At 62.3% G+C, this 15,129-nt stretch carries 17 protein-coding genes; 16 read left to right on the top strand and 1 reads right to left on the bottom strand.

Annotated elements, in window-relative coordinates:
* The 16 genes from VKR55_RS02640 to ccoS form a co-directional block, all read left to right on the top strand.
* On the top strand, window positions 1-787 hold a 787-nt coding region (locus VKR55_RS02640; protein WP_324399383.1), incomplete at its 5' end, for a helix-turn-helix domain-containing protein.
* Between the two features lie 218 nt (window positions 788-1,005).
* The gene (adh, locus tag VKR55_RS02645) at window positions 1,006-2,523 is read left to right on the top strand and encodes an aldehyde dehydrogenase (protein ID WP_324399385.1); all 1,518 of its coding nucleotides are present in this window, start codon (window positions 1,006-1,008) and stop codon (window positions 2,521-2,523) included.
* Window positions 2,524-2,676: 153 nt separating this feature from the next.
* The gene (locus tag VKR55_RS02650) at window positions 2,677-2,964 is read left to right on the top strand and encodes a YgaP family membrane protein (RefSeq protein WP_324399388.1); all 288 of its coding nucleotides are present in this window, start codon (window positions 2,677-2,679) and stop codon (window positions 2,962-2,964) included.
* Window positions 2,965-2,989: 25 nt separating this feature from the next.
* Window positions 2,990-4,198, top strand: coding sequence for a cyclic nucleotide-gated ion channel (locus VKR55_RS02655; RefSeq protein ID WP_324399390.1), 1,209 nt, complete (start codon window positions 2,990-2,992; stop codon window positions 4,196-4,198).
* 578 nt (window positions 4,199-4,776) lie between these two features.
* Window positions 4,777-4,929, top strand: coding sequence for a hypothetical protein (locus VKR55_RS02660; RefSeq protein ID WP_324399392.1), 153 nt, complete (start codon window positions 4,777-4,779; stop codon window positions 4,927-4,929).
* A gap of 18 nt (window positions 4,930-4,947) precedes the next feature.
* A complete protein-coding gene (locus VKR55_RS02665) occupies window positions 4,948-5,175 on the top strand; it encodes a hypothetical protein (protein ID WP_324399393.1) in 228 nt (75 codons plus the stop codon).
* A gap of 10 nt (window positions 5,176-5,185) precedes the next feature.
* Window positions 5,186-6,523 (top strand): oxygen-independent coproporphyrinogen III oxidase, encoded by a 1,338-nt coding sequence (gene hemN / locus VKR55_RS02670; RefSeq protein ID WP_324399902.1) that lies wholly within the window; start codon window positions 5,186-5,188, stop codon window positions 6,521-6,523.
* A gap of 58 nt (window positions 6,524-6,581) precedes the next feature.
* On the top strand, window positions 6,582-7,031 hold the full coding sequence (locus VKR55_RS02675; RefSeq protein WP_324399395.1) for a hypothetical protein: 450 nt from the start codon (window positions 6,582-6,584) through the stop codon (window positions 7,029-7,031).
* A 99-nt stretch (window positions 7,032-7,130) separates the two neighbouring features.
* Entirely contained in the window at window positions 7,131-8,753 is a 1,623-nt protein-coding gene (ccoN, locus tag VKR55_RS02680) for a cytochrome-c oxidase, cbb3-type subunit I (protein ID WP_414642296.1), read from the top strand.
* Between the two features lie 12 nt (window positions 8,754-8,765).
* Window positions 8,766-9,500, top strand: a complete 735-nt coding sequence (ccoO, locus tag VKR55_RS02685; RefSeq protein ID WP_324399399.1) for a cytochrome-c oxidase, cbb3-type subunit II — start codon at window positions 8,766-8,768, stop codon at window positions 9,498-9,500.
* Between the two features lie 14 nt (window positions 9,501-9,514).
* The gene (locus tag VKR55_RS02690) at window positions 9,515-9,679 is read left to right on the top strand and encodes a cbb3-type cytochrome oxidase subunit 3 (protein ID WP_324399904.1); all 165 of its coding nucleotides are present in this window, start codon (window positions 9,515-9,517) and stop codon (window positions 9,677-9,679) included.
* A gap of 3 nt (window positions 9,680-9,682) precedes the next feature.
* Window positions 9,683-10,558, top strand: a complete 876-nt coding sequence (ccoP, locus tag VKR55_RS02695; RefSeq protein ID WP_324399401.1) for a cytochrome-c oxidase, cbb3-type subunit III — start codon at window positions 9,683-9,685, stop codon at window positions 10,556-10,558.
* A gap of 93 nt (window positions 10,559-10,651) precedes the next feature.
* Entirely contained in the window at window positions 10,652-12,115 is a 1,464-nt protein-coding gene (gene ccoG, locus VKR55_RS02700; protein WP_324399403.1) for a cytochrome c oxidase accessory protein CcoG, read from the top strand.
* A 22-nt stretch (window positions 12,116-12,137) separates the two neighbouring features.
* Window positions 12,138-12,635 carry a FixH family protein gene (locus tag VKR55_RS02705; RefSeq protein WP_324399405.1) on the top strand — a complete coding sequence of 166 codons (498 nt, stop codon included), beginning with the start codon at window positions 12,138-12,140 and terminating at the stop codon, window positions 12,633-12,635.
* A gap of 13 nt (window positions 12,636-12,648) precedes the next feature.
* The gene (locus VKR55_RS02710; protein WP_324399406.1) at window positions 12,649-14,841 is read left to right on the top strand and encodes a heavy metal translocating P-type ATPase; all 2,193 of its coding nucleotides are present in this window, start codon (window positions 12,649-12,651) and stop codon (window positions 14,839-14,841) included.
* Window positions 14,841-15,002 (top strand): cbb3-type cytochrome oxidase assembly protein CcoS, encoded by a 162-nt coding sequence (gene ccoS / locus VKR55_RS02715; RefSeq protein WP_324399409.1) that lies wholly within the window; start codon window positions 14,841-14,843, stop codon window positions 15,000-15,002. The genes VKR55_RS02710 and ccoS overlap by 1 nt, the downstream gene beginning before the upstream one ends.
* Here ccoS and VKR55_RS02720 read toward each other — a convergent pair.
* Window positions 14,988-15,119: a hypothetical protein gene (locus VKR55_RS02720; RefSeq protein ID WP_324399411.1), complete on the bottom strand. Its 132-nt coding sequence runs from the start codon at window positions 15,117-15,119 to the stop codon at window positions 14,988-14,990. The genes ccoS and VKR55_RS02720 overlap by 15 nt on opposite strands.
* Between the last annotated feature and the right edge of the window lie 10 nt (window positions 15,120-15,129).

Genomic DNA, 15,129 nt, shown 5'->3' on the forward strand with positions numbered 1-15,129 from the left:
CTTGACCGAAACCTCGAATACTGAGATCAAAACCTGCATCCAACGGCGCCATCTCGCTCATGCGCCGCCCTGGTCGTCATCGACCGGATCAAGTGGTCGCCATGCGTCGGAATCCATGGTCGCCTTCACCGGAATGCGCAACAAGACCTTCGAATCCTGGGGACTCTGGACCGGCGCGATTTGGGATGAGGAGCACGAAGGTACCAACGGCATCGGCACATGTCTGGTCGAGAAGCGGCCCCTGACGATCGACCGCGATCAGCATTTCCTTGACCGCAACACCCTGCTGAGCTGCACGGCAGCTCCGGTCTACGATCAAAACGCAAATCTGGCGGGCGCGCTTGACGTCTCCTCGTGCCGTGCCGACCGCACGGACCTGTTTGCCGACCTGATCAGGCTTGCCGTTGGCGAAGCCGTCCGCCGCATCGAGGCCGAGCTTTTCAGATCGGCTTTCGCGACCTCGCGGATCGTGTTGCTGCCGGCGACCGACGGACAGTGCGGCGGACTGCTTGCCGTCGATGCCGACGATCTCGTCATTGGCGCAACGCGGTCGGCGCGCCTCGCCCTGGGTCTTCCGACCGAACGCGCATTCCGTCAGGTTCCGGCGGCCGACCTGCTTGGCGGACCAGGCCAGGCGAGCGAGCATCTCGGCGACGTCCAGCGTGGCGTGTTGCATCGCGCGCTGATGCGGGCCAACGGCAACGTATCCGCTGCGGCCAAGGCGCTCGGCATAAGCCGCGCCACGCTGCATCGCAAGCTGAAGCGGTTCGAGCTCGGGTCGCACTGAGCGATCCTCACGCCTCTCCCACAAAAGTCCTCATCCGGTTCGCTGCACCTGGCAAGTGTCGCAACTCTGCGACACTTCCCGCATGCGACATGCCACGCTCGGGCTGACAGAAGGCCATCTCCGCGAGATCGTAGCAGGCAAGTCGCAAGGCGCGAAAGCGCGCCGCAAATGGGCAAGCGCCGGCGACGGATAATGCAACACAACAGCGGGAGTGAGCTATGAACAAGCCGGAATTCGTCACCACGACCAGGTCTCCCTTCGCGGAGCGCTATGACAATTTCATCGGCGGCCAATGGGTGGCGCCGCGATCGGGCAAGTATTTCGACAATATCTCGCCGGTAACCGGAAAGGTCGTCTGCAAGATCGCGCGTTCGGAAGCGGCCGACGTCGAGGCTGCGCTGGATGCCGCGCATGCCGCCAAGGATTCCTGGGGTCGCACTAGCGTGGTCGAGCGCGCCATCATCCTGAACCGCATCGCCGACCGCATGGAGGCCAATCTCGAGCGGCTCGCGGTTGCCGAAACCTGGGACAACGGCAAGCCGATCCGCGAGACTCGCGCCGCCGATCTGCCGCTTGCGATCGATCATTTCCGCTATTTCGCCGGCGTGGTCCGCGGGCAGGAAGGCACGCTCGCCGAGATCGACCAGGACACCGTCGCCTACCACTTCCATGAACCGCTCGGCGTCGTCGGGCAGATCATTCCATGGAACTTCCCTCTGTTGATGGCGTGCTGGAAGCTCGCACCCGCGTTGGCGGCGGGCAACTGCGTGGTGCTGAAGCCGGCCGAGCAGACGCCGGCTTCGATCATGATCTGGATCGAGCTTGTCGCCGACCTGCTGCCGCCCGGCGTCGTCAACATCGTCAACGGCTTTGGCCTCGAGGCCGGCAAGCCACTCGCCTCGAGCCCCCGGATTGCCAAGATCGCTTTCACCGGCGAGACCACGACGGGACGGCTGATCATGCAATATGCCAGCCAGAATCTGATCCCGGTCACGCTCGAGCTCGGCGGCAAGTCGCCCAACATCTTCTTCAAGGACGTGGCAGCCGAGGACGACGACTTCTTCGACAAGGCCATTGAAGGCTTCGTCATGTTCGCGCTCAACCAAGGCGAGGTCTGCACCTGTCCGAGCCGGGCGCTGGTGCACGAAGATATCTTCGATCGTTTCATGGAGCGAGCGCTCGGCCGCGTTGCCGCGATCAAGCAGGACGACCCACGCAACCCAGCCACCATGATCGGTGCGCAGGCATCGAGCGAGCAGCTTGAGAAGATCCTCTCCTACATCGATATCGGCAAGAAGGAGGGAGCCAAGCTGCTTGCCGGCGGCGAGCGCGCCAAGCTCGGGGGCGATCTCGCGGGCGGCTTCTATGTCCGGCCCACGGTGTTCCAGGGCAACAACAAGATGCGGATCTTCCAGGAGGAGATCTTTGGTCCGGTTGTCTCCGTCACCACGTTCAAAACGGACGATGAGGCGCTGGCGATCGCGAACGACACGCTGTACGGCCTCGGCGCCGGGGTTTGGAGTCGCGACGCCAACCGATGCTATCGGTTCGGCCGTGCGATCCAGGCGGGCAGGGTGTGGACCAACTGCTATCACGCCTATCCCGCGCATGCGGCGTTCGGCGGCTACAAGCAGTCGGGAATCGGGCGCGAGACTCACAAGATGATGCTCGATCATTACCAGCAGACAAAGAATCTTCTGGTCAGCTATAGCCCGAAGAAGCTTGGGTTCTTCTAGAGTACGAAGTCGGAGAGGCAGGAAGGAGTGCGGCGGAGTGGTATCTATGACGCCAAACCGCCGCCTTCGTTCCGTCGTCCTTGATTTGCGTCGAAGGGCGCATCGGAAGGACTAGATCCTGGTTTGTGTTCCAGCCTTGCCCGGCGTTGCCAGTTGAGGAAGATCAAAGCAGGCTATGACATTGCGGTGCAGGCTCTCGAACGCGATCAATCGGGAGACCGCAACATGCCCCGTAATATCGGTACCATCGATCAGGTCATCGGCTTCATGCCTGGCCTCGCGGTCATCGCCTATATCGCAAAGGACGGCGTGATCATGCCAGGTTGGGTCCCGGCAGTCCTGGCCGGCGTTTTTCTGATCGTGACGCGCACTTTCGAGTACTGTCGATCGTACGGAGTACTCGGTTTCACCACGGTCGAGCATGTTGATCGCTCGAGCTGAAGCGGCCGGGCAGATGGAGGACGCAGTGTCTTTGTTCCATAGGCACGCCCGTTTGCGGCAGCGCCTGTATGGAATCCTCGATCAAGGTCCCGGCGTTGATCGTCTCGGCGCTGCAGCGGATTGGGCTCTGATCGGGCTCATCATCGTTACCCTCACAGCTACCGTCCTCGAATCGGTGCCGAGGCTCGCGGCAGCTTACGGTGCTGCATTCAACGCTGTCGAATACGCTGCCTTGATGGTCTTTTCGCTCGAATATGTCGCGCGGCTATGGACCGCGGTCGAACATCCGCCGTGGCGGCGTTTTGGCGCAATTCGATCTGCTCTGCGTTTCGCTGCGAGCCCCGCGGGGCTCATCGATCTTGCGGCCGTACTGCCGTTCTGGCTCTCATTCGTCATAGCGGCCGATTTCAAGGCGCTCCTGGTGTTGCGCTTGATCCGGTTCTTCAAGCTGACCCGCTATTCGCCCGCGATGCGTTCACTGCTGGAGGCGCTCTACGCCGAACGCCGCGCGCTCGTCGGCTGTTTCGTTATCCTGTTAGGGGCGACGTTGGTTGCGGCCGCGCTGATGCATCTTGCCGAGAGCGCAGCCCAACCCGACAAGTTCGGCACCATCCCGGACGCGATGTGGTGGGCCATCGTGACCCTCGGCACGATCGGATACGGAGACGCCGTGCCGGTGACAGTGGCGGGGCGCTTGGTCGCGGGACTGACGATTTTCGTGGGCTTGTTGATGGTGGCGTTGCCGGTCGGTATCGTCGCCACGGCCTTCGCCAACGAAGTGCACCGCAGAGACTTTGTCGTGACCTGGGGGCTGGTCGCGCGCATTCCCCTGTTCAGTGAACTAAGCGCCCTGCAGATCGCCGACGTGATGAAGATCCTGCGCGCACAGAAGGTCGACAAGGGAACGATCGTTGCCAGGCGCGGCGAGCCCGCCCACTCCATGTATCTGATCGTGGATGGCGAAGTCGAGATCAAGCTCCATCATCGGCACGTTCGCCTTGGCGCCGGCGATTTCTTCGGCGAGGTCGCAGCGCTGCGGCAATCGCGCCGCTCCGCGACGGTTGTCGCGTTGCGATCCACAAGGTTGCTCGCGCTGGATGCGTCTGATCTGCATGGCCTGATGGACCGCGAACCGCAGCTCGCGGCGCGGATCTGGGAAGCGGCGCGTGCGAGATTGGGCAGCGAACTGAATGCGACGGCGGACGACTTGATCGCGAGCGAACTCTCGGCGTAGCGGAATTTCCTGCCATCTCAATCTTCAGGGGCGTCCTCAAATGGCAGGGCCGGCACGTTGCCAAATCTTCGGAGCAGCGTGGTCCTCGTCACCGGATAGTCAATGCTGACGAATGCGATCGCGCCAGCGTGACCCAATGTCTTCCAATAGCCTTTGGCGCGCTCGATCGCGGCTCCCGGACTGGCGCATTTGAACGGTTCTCCTGCGACCAGGCCTTTGTCGGTCAGGTCGAATGGCATTGCTACAAACTGAACGATACTGCCCATGACTCAGCCGTTCGAAATCTGTGAGCCGCGGCAATGTGAATGGAGCTAAAAAGGCCGGCTCTTGTAACCCCTTGTCGCTTCGCTTGCGATCGCGGGGCGAGGCGTTTGCGGCGGCCTGCTGGCGAGCGCGGCAAACGCAGCGACCACACCAGCAAGCATGATGGTGGTCGAAACGGACATAGATCGTCTCCTGTTCAAGTTGAGACGACATTTGCAGCGAACAATCGCGTTTCGCGTTGATCTGCGTCAAACGGCCTTCGTCGCGAAAACCATATGATTGAACCTGCCTCCGATGCGAAGGAATGCAGGTCCATGATGTGGAGAGTCCTTCTCACGTTGCCGGCGTTGATCGCCGCCGTGATGGTTCATGACAACCTTGGCCAAATCGTCACCGTCGTCTCGGTGGTCCTGATCATCGGCCTTGCGATCGTGGCGTTTGGCTGGACGATTCGTCGGGACATTTGATAATCAGGAGAAACCACCATGCCTTCATTCGAAGTGCGCTTTATCAAGACCGTCTGTGACGACACCGGCCACGAGCACCGCGCCTGCCAAGCCACGTTCACTGTTGAGGCCCCGTCGCTGACGGACGCAGTTCGGCGCGCGGAGGTTGATTTCTGCCGACAGAAACAGGTCCATGACTGGACCATCTTCGCCGATGCCGTGGAGTTTCGGTCGCCGACCGCGCTGGAGCGGGCCTGGGCTTCGTAAGCGAGGCGAGATCTTGAACAACGTCGTCCGACACTACGCCGCCTATCAGGTGCCGCGTTACACATCCTATCCGACCGCCGCCGACTTCACACTTGTTGTCACGTCGAATGAGCATGCAGCCTGGCTTCGCGGGCTCGACGCGCGAGAGGTTATATCGGTTTATCTGCACGTGCCCTATTGCCGCGAGATCTGCCTTTACTGCGGCTGCAACACCAAGATGGCGGTGCGCGACGATGTGATCGATGCCTATCGCCGCGCTCTGGAGACCGAGATCGGTCTCGTCGCGAGCCTCGTCGGGGAAAGGCCGGGGATTGCGCGGCTGCACTGGGGTGGTGGCACGCCGAGCATTCTCGGAGCCGATGGGTTACGATCCGTCGTCGCCGCGCTCGGCCGTCACTTCCCGTTCGAGAACGGCTTCGAGCACGCCATCGAACTTGATCCGCGCCATGTGACTGGGACACTCGCAACTGCGCTTGCGGAGCTCGGCGTCACCCGCGCAAGCCTCGGGGTGCAGGACGTCGATCCGCTGGTGCAGGCCGCGATCGGCAGGGTGCAGCCGGTCGCGGTGGTGGAACGTGCCGTCGAATATCTGCGATCGGCGGGAGTCACCAATCTCAATTTCGATCTGATCTATGGCCTGCCGCTGCAGACCACCGATTCGGTCCGCAAAACCTGCGCAGTCGTTGCAGCAATGGCGCCTGACCGCATCGCCTGCTTCGGCTATGCGCATCTGCCGCGGCTAAAGGCTAATCAGCGCAGGATCGACGAGGCCAAGCTTCCCTCGCAAGATCAGCGCATCGATCAGGCCGAGACCATGGCTGCGGAGCTCACTCGCGCCGGGTATATGAAGCTCGGCATCGATCATTTTGCCAAGCCGGCCGATCCGCTGGCGCGGGCTTCCGCCATGGGCAAGCTGCATCGCAATTTCCAGGGCTATACCGACGACCCAAGCCGCGTTCTGCTCGGACTGGGGGCATCGTCGATCTCGACCTTCGCGGACGGACTGGTTCAGAACACCTCCGACGTCCCGAGATACATTCGGGCCATCGAGGCCGGCTCGCTCGCCTCCGCCCGGGGCTGCCGCGTCGATGAGGACGATCGGCAGCGCGCGCACATCATCGAACGATTGATGTGCGATTTTGCCGTCGATCTCGACGCGATCGCGCCGGCAGCCGACTTTCATCAGGAGCTCTCGATGCTGGCCCCCATGCAATGGGATGGGCTGCTCGACATCGATGGCACGAAGCTTAGGGTGACGGACGCCGGCCGGGCCGTCGTGCGGGTCATCGCTGCCGCCTTCGACAGGTACCGGCGTCCGCAGGCCGCGCAGTTCAGCAAGGCAATTTGATCTGCATCAACGAAGGTGCCCCACGTCGGTTTAAGGAGAATGCGAAAGGGGCCATGTCATGCGTTTTCAACCGAGCGAAAGCCACAGCCACTCATTCCTTGGCGATCTTGCGCGGCGCGCAAGAAAGGCGCTCTCCGGGTGGGGCGAGATCGGCCGTTTGGATGCAGGGCAAGTCGAGGCCCTTGCTCGTGATCTGAACCTCTCTTTTTCTGAACTCAACTCATTGGCTATCGCCGCACCGACCTCGCTCGAGTCATTGAAAAAGCGCCTGGCGCTTGCCGGTCTGTCCGAAGAGGCCCTCGCGGTCTCCGACTGCGCTGTTCTTCGCGATTTGCAGCGCGTCTGCAGCCAATGCGCCTCCAAGGCGCGCTGTGCCGCGGACCTGAGGCGAGGGCAGATCATCCCGCCAAAATACTGCCCAAACGAAGAGACCCTGCATACGCTGCGCCTTGGCGCTGCCAAGCCGGCGCCAGGTCCAATTCTCGCATCTCATGCAATCCGCCATTGATGTCGATCAAGCGGCCCGCGATGCGGGCGTGGTTCCCTGATACGTCCCATTCGAAAGAGAGTCGCCGCCATGACGAACGCCTCCGTTGCTGCTAAGTCGATGACAACGGGCGAAGCGCTACTTTGGCCGCTGTTTGCCGTACTAGCCTTCCTCTGCGTGATTGGCGCGGGATTTGCACACGATTCTGCCTTTGCGTTTCATGCCTCGCTCGGCGCTGCGGCAAGCCTGTGGGCCGCGTTCACGATCCTCAACAACTATTACGACCGCGCGGCCGAGCTTCCGCCACGGGAGATCAACGGCAGGCCCAATTACAATATGGGACCCATCAAATTCGGAGTGGTCGCCGCCATGTTCTGGGGCATCGCCGGTTTCCTGGTCGGCCTCATCATCGCTTCGCAACTGGCGTGGCCGGCACTGAACCTCGATCTGCCATGGACCAGCTTCGGCCGCATGAGGCCGCTGCACACCTCGGCGGTGATCTTCGCCTTCGGCGGCAACGTTCTCATCGCCACCTCGTTCTATGTCGTGCAGAAAACCTGCCGCACGCGGCTCGCCGGCTATATCGCGCCCTGGTTCGTCGTGCTCGGCTACAACTTCTTCATCATCATTGCGGGCACGGGCTATCTGTTGGGCGTGACGCAGTCCAAGGAATATGCCGAGCCGGAATGGTATGCCGACCTCTGGCTTGCCATCGTCTGGGTAATGTACCTGCTCGTCTTTGTCGCGACGCTGATGAAGCGCAAGGAGCCGCACATCTACGTTGCGAACTGGTTCTATCTCGCCTTCATCATCACGATCGCGGTGCTGCATCTCGGCAACAATCCCGCGCTGCCGGTCTCTATCGTTGGCTCGAAGTCCTACATCGTCTGGGGCGGGGTGCAGGACGCGATGTTCCAATGGTGGTATGGGCACAACGCCGTCGGCTTCTTCCTGACCGCCGGCTTCCTCGCCATCATGTACTACTTCATTCCGAAGCGGGCGGAGCGTCCGGTCTATTCCTATAGACTCTCGATCATCCACTTCTGGGCGTTGATCTTTCTCTACATCTGGGCCGGCCCGCACCATCTGCACTACACGGCGTTGCCGGACTGGGTGCAGACGCTCGGCATGACGTTCTCGATCATGCTGTGGATGCCGTCATGGGGCGGCATGATCAATGGGCTGATGACGCTGTCGGGAGCCTGGGACAAGCTGCGCACCGATCCCGTCCTGCGCATGCTGGTGGTGTCGGTCGCCTTCTACGGCATGGCAACCTTCGAAGGGCCGATGATGTCGATCAAGGTCGTCAATTCCCTCAGCCACTATACGGATTGGACCATCGGCCACGTACATTCCGGCGCGCTCGGGTGGGTCGGCTTCGTGTCCTTCGGTGCGCTGTATTGCCTGGTGCCCTGGCTGTGGAATCGCAAGGGTCTCTACAGCCTGAAGCTCGTCAACTGGCACTTCTGGACCGCTACCCTCGGCATCGTGCTCTACATCTCCGCGATGTGGGTGTCCGGCATCCTTCAGGGACTGATGTGGCGCTCCTACACCTCGCTTGGCTTCCTCGAATATTCCTTCATCGAGACCGTCGAGGCCATGCATCCCTTCTACATCATTCGTGCTGCCGGCGGCGCGCTGTTCCTGATCGGTGCGCTGATCATGGCGTTCAATCTCTGGATGACGGTGCGCGCCGGCGAGGTCGAGGTGCCGGCGCCCGTCGCACTTCAGCCGGCGGAATGAGGGAGTTCCTCAATGTCTTTCTGGACCAGGCATCATATCTTTGAAAAGAACTCGATCGTCCTGATTATCGGCATTCTTGTCGTCGTGGCGATCGGCGGTCTCGTCGAGATCACCCCCCTGTTCTACCTGAAAAGCACAATCGAGGCGGTCGGCGGCGTGCGTCCATATACGCCGCTCGAACTTGTGGGCCGCAACGTCTATGTGCGCGAGGGCTGCTATCTTTGCCACTCGCAGATGATCCGTGCGCTACGCGACGAGGTCGAACGCTACGGCCACTATTCGCTTGCGGCCGAGAGCATGTATGACCACCCATTCCAGTGGGGATCGAAACGCACCGGACCCGATCTCGCCCGCGTTGGTGGCAAGTATTCCGACGACTGGCATGTACGGCATCTGTCGGATCCGCGTTCCGTCGTCCCGCAGTCGATCATGCCGAGTTATGCCTTCCTCGCCCATACCGAGATCGACACGTCGTTCATCGCCGATCATCTGCGCACGCTGCGCGACGTCGGCGTGCCCTATACCGACGAGCAGATCCACAACGCCGCCGCCGACCTCAAGGCGCAGGACGATCCGGATAGCCCCGACGGCGATGCCTTCGCCAAGCGCTATCCGAAGGCGGTGATCCGCAATTTCGACGGCAAGGGCGGCGCCCCGACCGAGATGGACGCGCTGATCGCCTACCTACAGATGCTCGGCACGCTCGTCGACTTCAAGCTCTACAATGAGAAAGCCAACCTGCGCTGACGAGGGTCTTGACGATGATAGCCATCATGACGGTCCACAATCTCGCATCCGAACTCGTCACGACCGTTTGGACACCGATCTTCGTCGCGATCTTTCTGGCGATCGCGACCTACGCCCTCTGGCCTCGCAACAAGAAAGCCTTCGACGAGGCGGCGCGCATGCCGTTGCGCGAGGATTGAGCCATGACCGATCACAGCGACGATATCGATAAAGTCTCCGGCACCGCGACGACCGGGCATCAGTGGGACGGCATCAAGGAACTGAACACGCCGCTGCCGCGGTGGTGGGTCATCACCTTCTATCTCACCATCATCTGGTCGATCGGCTACTGGGTACTCTATCCGGCGTGGCCGCTGTTGTGGAGCAACACGCCCGGCATCCTGCACTACTCCTCGCGAGCCGATGTCGCCACCGAGCTTGCCAAACTCGACAGGGTTCGCGGCGAGAAGCTGGCCGCGCTGGGCGCGGCTTCGCTTGCCGACATCGAAAAGGATCCGGAGTTGCTCGCGCTCGCGCGCGCCCGCGGCAAGACGGTGTTCGGCGACAATTGCGCGCCCTGCCATGGCACCGGTGCGACCGGCTCGAAGGGGTTTCCCAACCTGAACGACGACGACTGGCTGTGGGGCGGCACCCTTGACCAGATCCTGCAGACGATCCGGTACGGCGCGCGCTCGGGCAACCCGAAGGCCCACGAGGGCCAGATGGTCGCTTTCGGCAGGGACGGCGTGCTGAAGCCGGATCAGATCGTCACGGTCGCGAACTACGTGCGCGCCCTGTCGGGTCTATCGACACGCCCCGGATATGATGCGGCCGCCGGCGCCAAGATTTTCGCGGACAACTGCGTTGCCTGCCATGGCGAGAACGGCAAGGGTAATCCGGAGGTCGGCTCGAAGAATCTCACCGCCAATATCTGGCTGTACGGCGGCGATGAGGCAACTGTGATCGAGACTATCACCAACGGCCGCGGTGGTGTGATGCCGGCCTGGGAGGGAAGGCTCGATCCGGTGACGCTGAAGGCGATGGCGGTCTATGTCCACTCACTCGGCGGAGGAAAATGACACGCTTGCAATAAAGCCTCATCCGTCTTGCGTTGGATCAAGCTCCCTCAGCGGCCGCGGCATTAGGCTTTTGACGCCAACGCGAGGCCGGCAATGAACAAGCCCATCACACCCCAGGAAATGTCATACGACAATTACGGGCCGCTTTATGCCGCCCGCAAGAAGGTCTATCCGCAGAGCGTCTCCGGCAAATTCCGCCGTATCAAATGGGCGCTGATGGCGGCCTGCCTGGGGGTCTATTATTTTTTGCCCTTCGTGCGCTGGCATCGCGGAATTGACGCGCCCAACCAGGCAGTCCTGATCGATTTTCCGAACCGGCGGTTCTACTTCTTCTTCATCGAGCTGTGGCCGCAGGAGGTCTACTACTTCACCGGGCTGCTCATTCTGGCGGCAGTGACCCTGTTCCTGATGAATGCGATCGGCGGCCGCATCTGGTGCGGTTATCTCTGCCCGCAGACGGTTTGGACCGATCTGTTCTACGCGGTCGAACGCTTCTTCGAGGGCGATCGCCGCGAGCGCATGAAAAAGGACGCCGCGGCTCACCGATGGACGGCGCGGCGCGTCTATGAGGTGGTCGCAAAACATACGACATGGGTCCTGATCGCCTGGTGGACCGGCGGCGCCTGGGTGCTCTATTTCTCCGATGCGCCGACCCTGGTGAGGGATCTCGCCACCTTCCAGGCACCGATGATCGCCTATCTCTGGATCGGTATCCTCACCGCGACGACCTATCTGCTCGCCGGCCATATGCGCGAGCAAGTCTGCACTTACATGTGCCCGTGGCCGCGTATCCAGGCAGCACTCACCGACGAATGGGCGCTGAATGTCACCTACAAATTTGATCGGGGCGAAAAGCGCTGTTCAGTGAAGAAGGCGGCCGAACTTCGCGCGCTCGGCGAGCACGTTGGCGATTGCGTCGATTGCTATCAGTGTGTTGCGGTCTGCCCGACCGGAATTGACATCCGGGATGGCGCCCAACTGGAGTGCATACAATGCGGATTGTGCATCGACGCCTGCGATAATGTGATGGCGAAGATCGGCCGGCCGACCGGCCTGATCGGCTATGATAACGACATCAACATCCAGCGCCGCCAGCAGGGCAAGCCACCGGTCTACCGGATCGTCCGCCCGCGCACCCTCATCTACGGCCTCGTCATCGTGATCGTCGGCGGGATCATGCTCTACGCGCTGGCGACGCGTTCGCTGCTTGACGCCAACGTACTGCACGATCGCAATCCGGTCGCCGTGAAGCTATCCGACGGCTCGATCCGCAACGCCTATACCATGCGTCTCCTCAACAAGAGCGGCTTTGACCGTGTCATCGCCATCGATATCGACGGCCCGGCAAATGCGACGCTGCACGTGGTCGGCGCTGATTCGGTGGTCCCGGATCGGCCGGAGATCGTGATCGGACGCGACCAGACCACCGAATTGCGGCTGCTCGTCACGGCACCCGAAACGGACAAGCCGGAGAAATCCATCCCGGTTCACTTCCACGTCACCGACATCGGCCTCGGCGTGGTCGCATCTGTCACCGACAACTTTGTCGTGCCCTGAATTTTTGCGGGAGTTTTCGATCATGCCAAGGCGCAATTCCGAATGGCGGCTCACCGGGGGCAAGGTTCTCGTCATGCTGATTGCATTCTTCGGCATTGTGATCGGCGTTAACGCAACCATGGCGCGGCTTGCGGTCTCGACCCTTCCCGGTACCGATGTCGATAACCCCTATAGCGAGGGCCTCGCCTACGACAAGGAGATCGCGGCTGCGCGCGATCAGTCCAGACGCAACTGGAAGGTCGACGCACATATCGAGCGTCACGCCGACGGCACGGCAGCTCTTGATGTCCTGGCGAAAGCGCCAGACGGATCCCCGCTTGCCGGGCTCTCCCTGCTCGGACGCCTTGAGCGGCCGACGGACCGGCGCGCCGATCAGGCCTTCGACATCGCAGAAGGCGCGGGCGGAAGCTATCACGGTATCGCGCGCGGCGTGGCTCCCGGGCAGTGGGAGCTGGTGATCGAAGCCGACAGGGCGGGCAAGCGTATGTTCCTGTCGCGCAATCGCATCGTGCTGAACTGACCGGCTGGGCGCCATGGCCTCGACGCTCGATTTTTCACACTATCTGAAAAGCGCAGGCGCTGGCCTCGTGCATCTCGATCTCGCGGTCGAGGGGATCAGTTGTGCCGGCTGCATGGCCAGGATCGAGCGAAATCTCGCAAAGATCCCGGACGTGACATCGGCGCGGGTTAACCTGACCGATCGCCGCCTGGCGCTGGAGTGGAAGGAGGGCGCGATCGATCCGGGCATATTCGTCGATCGCCTCGCCGAGCTCGGCTACAAGGCCTACCCATTCGAGCGGCCCGATGCAGAGACGCGGGAGGCCGAGCGCGCAAGGTCGCTTCTTCGGCGACTTGGTGTGGCGGCCTTTGCCGCCATGAACGTGATGATGCTGTCCATCCCGGTCTGGTCTGGCAACGTCAACAACATGCTGCCGGAGCAGCGCGATTTCTTCCACTGGTTGTCGGCGCTGATCGTGCTACCAGCCGCGGCTTATTCGGCGCAGCCGTTCTTCGCGTCCGCTTTTGCCGCGCTGCGCGCGCGGAGCGTCAACATGGACGTGCCGATCTCGATCGGGATTGCGCTGGCGCTCGGCATGTCGCTGGTCGAGACCGCCTCACACGCCGATCACGCCTATTTCGACGCTGCGATTATGCTGATAGCCTTCCTGCTGGCGGGCCGCTATCTCGACCAGAACATGCGGCGCCGCACCCGCGCCTTTGCCGGCAATCTCGCAGCGCTGAAGGGCGAGACGGCGACGAAATTCGTCGCCGCCGACGAGGTGCGCACCGTCCCGGTCGCCGCGATCGAGCCCGGCGATATTGTGTTGCTGCGTCCCGGCGAGCGGTGCGCGGTCGATGGTAACGTCATCAGCGGCCGGTCCGAGATCGATCAGAGCCTGATTACCGGGGAGACGTTGCCTGCGACGGCTGTACCTGGTAGCGCGGTCTATGCCGGCACGCTGATCCGGTCCGGAACGTTGCGCGTTCGCGTCGCCGCTGCCTCGGACCAAACCCTTCTGGCGGAGATCTCGCGCCTGCTCGACAACGCCGTGCAGTCGCGCTCGCGCTACATTCGCCTCGCCGAGCGCGCGGCGCGCCTCTATGCGCCGGTCGTGCACGCGACCGCGTTTCTGACCTTCCTGGGTTGGCTTGTCGCGGGCGCGACTCTCCATGATTCCATCGTGACTGCGATCGCAGTCCTCATCATCACCTGTCCTTGCGCGCTCGGTCTTGCCATTCCCACGGTGCAGACCATTGCGTCGGGCGCGCTATTCGGCTCCGGCGTGCTGCTCAATTCGGGGGAAGCGATCGAGCGTCTGGCCGAGGTCGATCGCGTGATCTTTGACAAGACAGGTACGCTGACCCTGCCCGAGCTTGACGTCGCCAATGCCGCGTCGATTCCCGCCGACGTGTTCGCGCTCGCCGGTCGCGTCGCGTTGTCGAGCCGCCATCCCGTCGCGGCCGCCGTCGCATGCGCGGCGAAGGCGACCTCGCCGCTTCAGGGGATCGAGGAAATGCCGGGGCAGGGCGTGCATGGCATGCTGGATGGGCAACAGATCCGACTCGGCCGGCCTTCTTATTGTGGCGCCGATGAACAGGCGAACGCGATCCTGAGCCGCGATCCCGAGGCGTCGGTGGTCGCCTTCAGGCAAGGCGCAGCCTGTCATGTCTTCGCGGTCAGGCAGCGGTTGCGCCTGGATGCCGCGGCCGTCGTCGCAGCGCTTCACAAGCAGGGCATCTCGGTTGAGGTGGTGTCAGGCGACCGCGAACCGGCGGTACGGGCGGCGGCGCAGTCGCTCGGCATATGCGAATGGCGCGCCGAGGTGACTCCGGTTGACAAGATCGCACGGATCGACGAGCTCACGCGCCAGGGGTTCAAGGTCCTGATGGTCGGCGATGGTCTGAACGACGCACCGGCGCTGGCGGCGGCCCACGCCTCGATGTCGCCGGTCACGGCGACGCATCTGAGCCAGGCGGCGGCTGATGCCGTGTTTCTCGGCGAGCGGCTCGCTCCGGTCACCACGGCGATCGCGATCTCCCGTAAAGCGCGCGCGCTGATGCGTCAGAATCTCTGGCTTGCGGTGGTTTACAACGCGCTCGCGGTGCCGATCGCCATTGTTGGACTTGTGACCCCGCTGATTGCCGCCGCCGCAATGTCCGGCTCGTCAGTTCTGGTGATGCTCAACGCGCTGCGCGCGCGTATCCCTCCAAAGGAGGTAGTCTGATGGAGGTCCTTGTGTTTCTCGTTCCGCTCGCAATCGCGCTGGGGGCGGTTGGATTAGTGGGGTTTATGTGGTCGCTGAAGAACGGCCAGTATGACGATCTCGACGGCGCGGCCTGGCGTGCGATCGCCGACGACGAGCCAGAGCGTTCATCGAACAACTAGCAGGATCCATAACGCCATCGCGATGCCGGCCCAGCAGAGCACCAGTGTCCAGTCGATCGGTTTGCGGCGCGGGTGGAACCGCGATTCCACCAAGAGGAACGCGAGCATCTTTTTCACTGATCCTGCT

The organism is Bradyrhizobium sp., from assembly GCF_035309285.1.
Lineage (GTDB): Bacteria > Pseudomonadota > Alphaproteobacteria > Rhizobiales > Xanthobacteraceae > Bradyrhizobium.

What these genes read in the sequence shown, in the direction of transcription:
- adh (WP_324399385.1), top strand. Translation starts at nt 1,006, where the DNA reads ATGAACAAGCCGGAATTCGTCACCACGACCAGGTCTCCCTTCGCGGAG.
- VKR55_RS02660 (WP_324399392.1), top strand. Translation starts at nt 4,777, where the DNA reads ATGATGTGGAGAGTCCTTCTCACGTTGCCGGCGTTGATCGCCGCCGTG.
- VKR55_RS02665 (WP_324399393.1), top strand. Translation starts at nt 4,948, where the DNA reads ATGCCTTCATTCGAAGTGCGCTTTATCAAGACCGTCTGTGACGACACC.
- VKR55_RS02675 (WP_324399395.1), top strand. Translation starts at nt 6,582, where the DNA reads ATGCGTTTTCAACCGAGCGAAAGCCACAGCCACTCATTCCTTGGCGAT.
- ccoN (WP_414642296.1), top strand. Translation starts at nt 7,131, where the DNA reads ATGACAACGGGCGAAGCGCTACTTTGGCCGCTGTTTGCCGTACTAGCC.
- ccoO (WP_324399399.1), top strand. Translation starts at nt 8,766, where the DNA reads ATGTCTTTCTGGACCAGGCATCATATCTTTGAAAAGAACTCGATCGTC.
- VKR55_RS02690 (WP_324399904.1), top strand. Translation starts at nt 9,515, where the DNA reads ATGATAGCCATCATGACGGTCCACAATCTCGCATCCGAACTCGTCACG.
- ccoP (WP_324399401.1), top strand. Translation starts at nt 9,683, where the DNA reads ATGACCGATCACAGCGACGATATCGATAAAGTCTCCGGCACCGCGACG.
- ccoG (WP_324399403.1), top strand. Translation starts at nt 10,652, where the DNA reads ATGAACAAGCCCATCACACCCCAGGAAATGTCATACGACAATTACGGG.
- VKR55_RS02705 (WP_324399405.1), top strand. Translation starts at nt 12,138, where the DNA reads ATGCCAAGGCGCAATTCCGAATGGCGGCTCACCGGGGGCAAGGTTCTC.
- VKR55_RS02710 (WP_324399406.1), top strand. Translation starts at nt 12,649, where the DNA reads ATGGCCTCGACGCTCGATTTTTCACACTATCTGAAAAGCGCAGGCGCT.
- ccoS (WP_324399409.1), top strand. Translation starts at nt 14,841, where the DNA reads ATGGAGGTCCTTGTGTTTCTCGTTCCGCTCGCAATCGCGCTGGGGGCG.